The sequence below is a fragment of the Flavobacterium sp. genome, assembly GCF_046155325.1.
Lineage (GTDB): Bacteria > Bacteroidota > Bacteroidia > Flavobacteriales > Flavobacteriaceae > Flavobacterium.
The window spans coordinates 1-4,483 of the sequence record NZ_JBJXDQ010000128.1 but is presented as its reverse complement, the minus strand read 5'-3'; the positions used below and the strand labels follow the sequence as shown (position 1 = coordinate 4,483).

Annotated in this window: 6 protein-coding genes; 1 reads left to right on the top strand and 5 read right to left on the bottom strand. The window is 33.3% G+C overall.

What is annotated here, in order from left to right; all coding sequences use genetic code 11:
- The coding region (locus ACKVOD_RS09035; RefSeq protein ID WP_409209143.1) for a TRCF domain-containing protein at positions 1 to 975 on the top strand (975 nt) is incomplete at its 5' end.
- Between the two features lie 88 nt (positions 976 to 1,063).
- On the opposite strand, the gene ACKVOD_RS09030 is transcribed toward ACKVOD_RS09035, so the two are convergent.
- The 5 genes from ACKVOD_RS09030 to ACKVOD_RS09010 all read right to left on the bottom strand — a co-directional run.
- Positions 1,064 to 1,672 carry a transposase gene (locus tag ACKVOD_RS09030; protein ID WP_409209142.1) on the bottom strand — a complete coding sequence of 203 codons (609 nt, stop codon included), beginning with the start codon at positions 1,670 to 1,672 and terminating at the stop codon, positions 1,064 to 1,066.
- A gap of 60 nt (positions 1,673 to 1,732) precedes the next feature.
- Positions 1,733 to 2,389, bottom strand: a complete 657-nt coding sequence (locus tag ACKVOD_RS09025; protein WP_409209141.1) for an aspartate kinase — start codon at positions 2,387 to 2,389, stop codon at positions 1,733 to 1,735.
- Between the two features lie 139 nt (positions 2,390 to 2,528).
- Positions 2,529 to 2,918, bottom strand: coding sequence for a YraN family protein (locus tag ACKVOD_RS09020; protein WP_409209140.1), 390 nt, complete (start codon positions 2,916 to 2,918; stop codon positions 2,529 to 2,531).
- 53 nt (positions 2,919 to 2,971) lie between these two features.
- Positions 2,972 to 3,868: an LD-carboxypeptidase gene (locus ACKVOD_RS09015; RefSeq protein ID WP_409209139.1), complete on the bottom strand. Its 897-nt coding sequence runs from the start codon at positions 3,866 to 3,868 to the stop codon at positions 2,972 to 2,974.
- Between the two features lie 176 nt (positions 3,869 to 4,044).
- The coding region (locus ACKVOD_RS09010) for a choice-of-anchor J domain-containing protein (RefSeq protein ID WP_409209138.1) at positions 4,045 to 4,483 on the bottom strand (439 nt) is incomplete at its 5' end.

Sequence of the window (4,483 nt, the reverse complement as noted above, 5' to 3'; positions counted from 1 at the left end):
CGTGTGGGAATTGGTCATGGCCAGATGGAAGGCCGCAAACTCGAAGAATTAATGTTGGCTTTTATGAACGGCGAATTCGATGTTTTGGTAGCAACCACAATTATCGAAAGCGGATTAGACGTTCCGAATGCGAATACTATTTTTATTAATAATGCCAATAATTTTGGATTGTCCGATTTGCACCAAATGCGCGGTCGAGTAGGACGTAGCAACAAGAAAGCGTTTTGTTATTTTATTTGTCCACCGTATTCGGCAATGACGGATGATGCCCGAAAACGAATTCAGGCTTTAGAGCAATTCTCAGAATTGGGAAGCGGTTTCAATATTGCGATGAAGGATTTGGAAATTCGTGGTGCTGGAGATTTATTGGGTGGTGAACAATCGGGATTTATTAACGAAATAGGATTTGACACCTATCAAAAAATTATGAACGAAGCCATCGATGAATTGAAGGAAAATGAATTCAAGGATTTGTATGAAAACGAAGATAGCGGAGTGGAGAAAGAATATGTAAAAGACCTTCAAATCGACACTGATTTTGAGTTGTTGTTTTCGGATGAATATATTAATAATGTTTCGGAGCGATTGAGCTTGTACAACGAATTGGGTAATGTAACAAATGAGGAAGAATTGGTTGTTTTCCAAAATAAATTGATTGACCGTTTTGGCCCGATGCCGCCACGAGCACTTGCGTTGATGAATAGCATTCGCATCAAATGGATTGCTACCAAAGTTGGAATCGAGAAATTAGTAATGAAAAAAGGCAAGATGATTGGCTATTTTGTTGCCGATCAAAACTCGGATTTTTATACTTCCAAACGTTTTCATCAAGTAATTCAGTTTGTGCAAAAAAACAGCGCTATTTGTGTAATGAAAGAAAAACAAACACCAGCTGGTTTGCGGCTTTTGTTGACTTTTGAAAATGTGAAAACTACTAGGAGAGCTTTGGAGTTGATGGAGATGTTGGGTGGTTGATTTATATTAAAGCTTCCAGCCTTTTAAAGGCTGGAAGCTTTGGTAAACACTATAATTAATTTTAGAGGCTGGAAGCTTTGGAGCAAAATTATTCAATAATCAAATTCTCAATTTCATCTAAATCCTGATGTGTAGAATGATAATATTTGAAATTTTCCAAATCATTAAAGAATTCTATAACTCTATTCCGTTGTAATTTTGTTTGTTTTGTTGAAATGATTGTACCATGAGAAGTCCATGGATATTCTAAGATATTTTCGGTAAATTTATGATGAACAGGATTGTTATGTATGTAAAAAATCAGTTTTTGAAAATAATTTTCTGAAGCGACAACTTTTCTTTTAAAGTTTTTTTCAAATAAACTTCCAGTTCGGTTATAACGTTTATTCATTGCTAGAGTATAAGCGTTGAATAAATTTGAAAACTGTTTTGATGCACTTAGCATCTTTGGTTTCTCGGTTGAAGAATATTCTAATTTTGTTTTGTCGATTTCATTAATTTCTCTGATATAAACTAGAATATGAAAATGATTTTTCATTAGGCACCAAGCAAAAGTTTCTGCTATTGGATCGATATACTTTTCGTAAAGTCTTAAAAAATGATTGTAGTTCTCAGTTTCATAAAATAAATCGATTCCATTATTTCCTCTATTGTAAATATGATAATATTTGCCATTTTCAAGAGGAATTGGGTTCATAATTAGATTGTTTTATTTAAAGCTTCCAGCCTTTAAAAGGCTGGAAGCTTTGGAAAAATATTAATTCTTCAAATCCTTAATTACTTTAAAAGCAACATCTACTTCGTTTTCACTTACTAAAATGGTAAATTCGTTAGAGGTTGAAATTACTTCGTTGATAATAATCCCCTCCCAAGCCAAACGCTGAAAAATGAAATAATAAATACCTGGAACCGTAATGTTTTCTTTGGGTAATTTTACGGTAATAGAAGCCAGATTTTCTAGTTTTTGAATCAATTTTTCGTTGGCAAAATGTTTGTCGACCAAGTGATTTACACTATTACTGACCACAATGTTCGTTTCATTTACCCCTCGTGAAGACGTATAAAAAATATCTGAAAAAGCATTAATATCAGTAATCAAATCGGCTTGTTTGTTCAAAACAGTATCCGAAGCCGCAAAAGTATAATCCGTCAATGCGGAACGAACGGTAATTTCGCCAATGTTTTTTATAACTTTATTTATTTTGTGATTGAGTCTAAAGTCTAATTCTTCTGTAAGTCTTTTTAGAGCCATTACAACAGCTCCTTGTTTTACTTCTTTGCTGAAGTCGCTCTCTAATTCGACCATAATATTTCGCGATAAGGATGTCAAATTAATAATTCCTAACGACAATGCGTTTAACAAAAAAGGTTTAGTTTTGATGTAGTTTTCTACAATTGAAGAAACAGTTCTCATGTTTTGTGTAATTTATTTTAGATGAAATTCTCTTATGTTGTTTGTTTAAAAACAAACTGAAACGTTATAGAGTTGAAATATTTAAGGCAAAAATAAATAAAAAAACAATTTGTTACAAATATAACAAGATGTTTTTTTGTTAAAAATGATAAAAAGCGTCTTTAAGGTGTTCTATGTCAAATGATTTGCCGGCTTTGTAACCCGAAACCGAAGGTTGAACGGACGCAGTAATCGCAATAATATCAAAACGAACGTCTATATCTAAATTATTCGAAACTACATATTCGTTTACGGCTTTGACTAAAAGTTGGATTTTTTTGGGTTTTACAAAATCTTGTGGCAATCCAAAATCTAAAGATGATCTCGTTTTGACTTCAATAATGGCAAGGGTGTTTTCTGTTTTGGCAATAATATCAATTTCAGCTTTCTGGAAAGTCCAATTGGTTTCTAGAATTTCATAGCCTTCTTTCTTTAAAAACTGAACCGCCAATTCTTCGCCTAGTTTTCCTAATTCGTTGTGTTCAGCCATTTGATTTTAGATTGTGGAATAACGATTTTTGATTTTTGATTTATCGTGAAAAATTACTCAAAAATTAACTTTGAATTTGTAGCATCTAATTCTAACGAAACTTGTTTTCCAAAAATCATGGCGTTATTATCGTGAATGTGTCCTGCAGGAAAATTATACAGAATAGGGAATGTATAGCCTTTAGTAATATCCGTAATAATTTGGTTGGCATTTTTCCCCCAAGGTATATCATTATCCTTCATTTTTGTCATACTGCCAACTATTAACCCATTAAGATTATCAAAGCAACCACAACGTTTCAAACTCATCATCATCCGGTCAATGTGGTATAAATATTCGTCTAAATCTTCGAGGAAAAGAATTTTCCCTTTGCAATCAATTTGTGCATTCGAACCCATCAAACCATATAAAATAGATAAATTACCGCCAACAATTTCGCCCTTTGCTTTTCCTAAACGATTGTCAGTATTACAACTCAATTCGTAGTTTAGATTTTCGCCGAAAAGCGATTTCCGTAAATTTTCGATGGCGCTTGGAGTTGCTTTTGCAACGGTTACTGGCATTACAGCATGAATAGAAGCTATATTAAGTTTGTTTAAATAGCTGTGAATTACGGTTACATCACTGAAACCAACAATCCATTTTGGGTTTTGTTTGAATTTGGTAAAGTCGACTAAATCAATAATTCGAATGGTACCATAGCCCCCACGAACACACCATATTGCCTTGATGTTTGGATTGTCAAGTTGTGCTTGAAAATCAGCAGCACGCTGTTCATCGGTTCCGGCTAATTGATTATTGTCTAAACCAATTGAATTCCCAATTACCACTTCTAGCCCCCATGAGTGTACTAAATCAATAGCAGGTTTTAGATTATCATCGATGTTTTTTCTGGCAGTAGCTACTATTGCTATAGTATCGCCTTTTTGTAAACTAGGGGGAATTTTCATAAGTGTTTGGGCTTGAATGTTCGAAAATGACATCACAAAAATAAACAATACAAGTTTATAAAAAACAGCTTCCTGGATGATAGTGTGAAATCTCAAAATTAGATTATTTACAAATGTTTAGTCCTCATAACAAATATAGAATAACTATGTTGTTTTACGAATTGTTGTTACTATAATTATCTCACCACAATATCATCCAATTGCATTGTTGTAGTAATTCCGGTTGTGCCATTATATTCAAAAATGAAATAGCCGTTTCCGGATAAAGAATTGGGAATGGCATAAATACCACTATTTACAAACTCAGCTCCATAACCATCATTGTTTCCTGCAGAGATTTTAAATTTAGAAGTAATGTCAATTAAAATTGCTTGATCAACATTGTTGCCTGGTGCGTAGTCAGAAGTGTAATACACTTTCAAAGGATTTCCGTCATTGTACCCGTCTTTTGATTTAAATAAAAATTGATTCGCCTTGGTAAAATCGACTGGAATAATAAAATAAGTTTTTGAGCAGCCTGCATTATAAGCTGACATTTGTAAGTATTTGTTAGAACTAAATGTAGCTATATCCCAATATTTACTGCCAATTGCAGCATCGTTGATGTATTTTGGC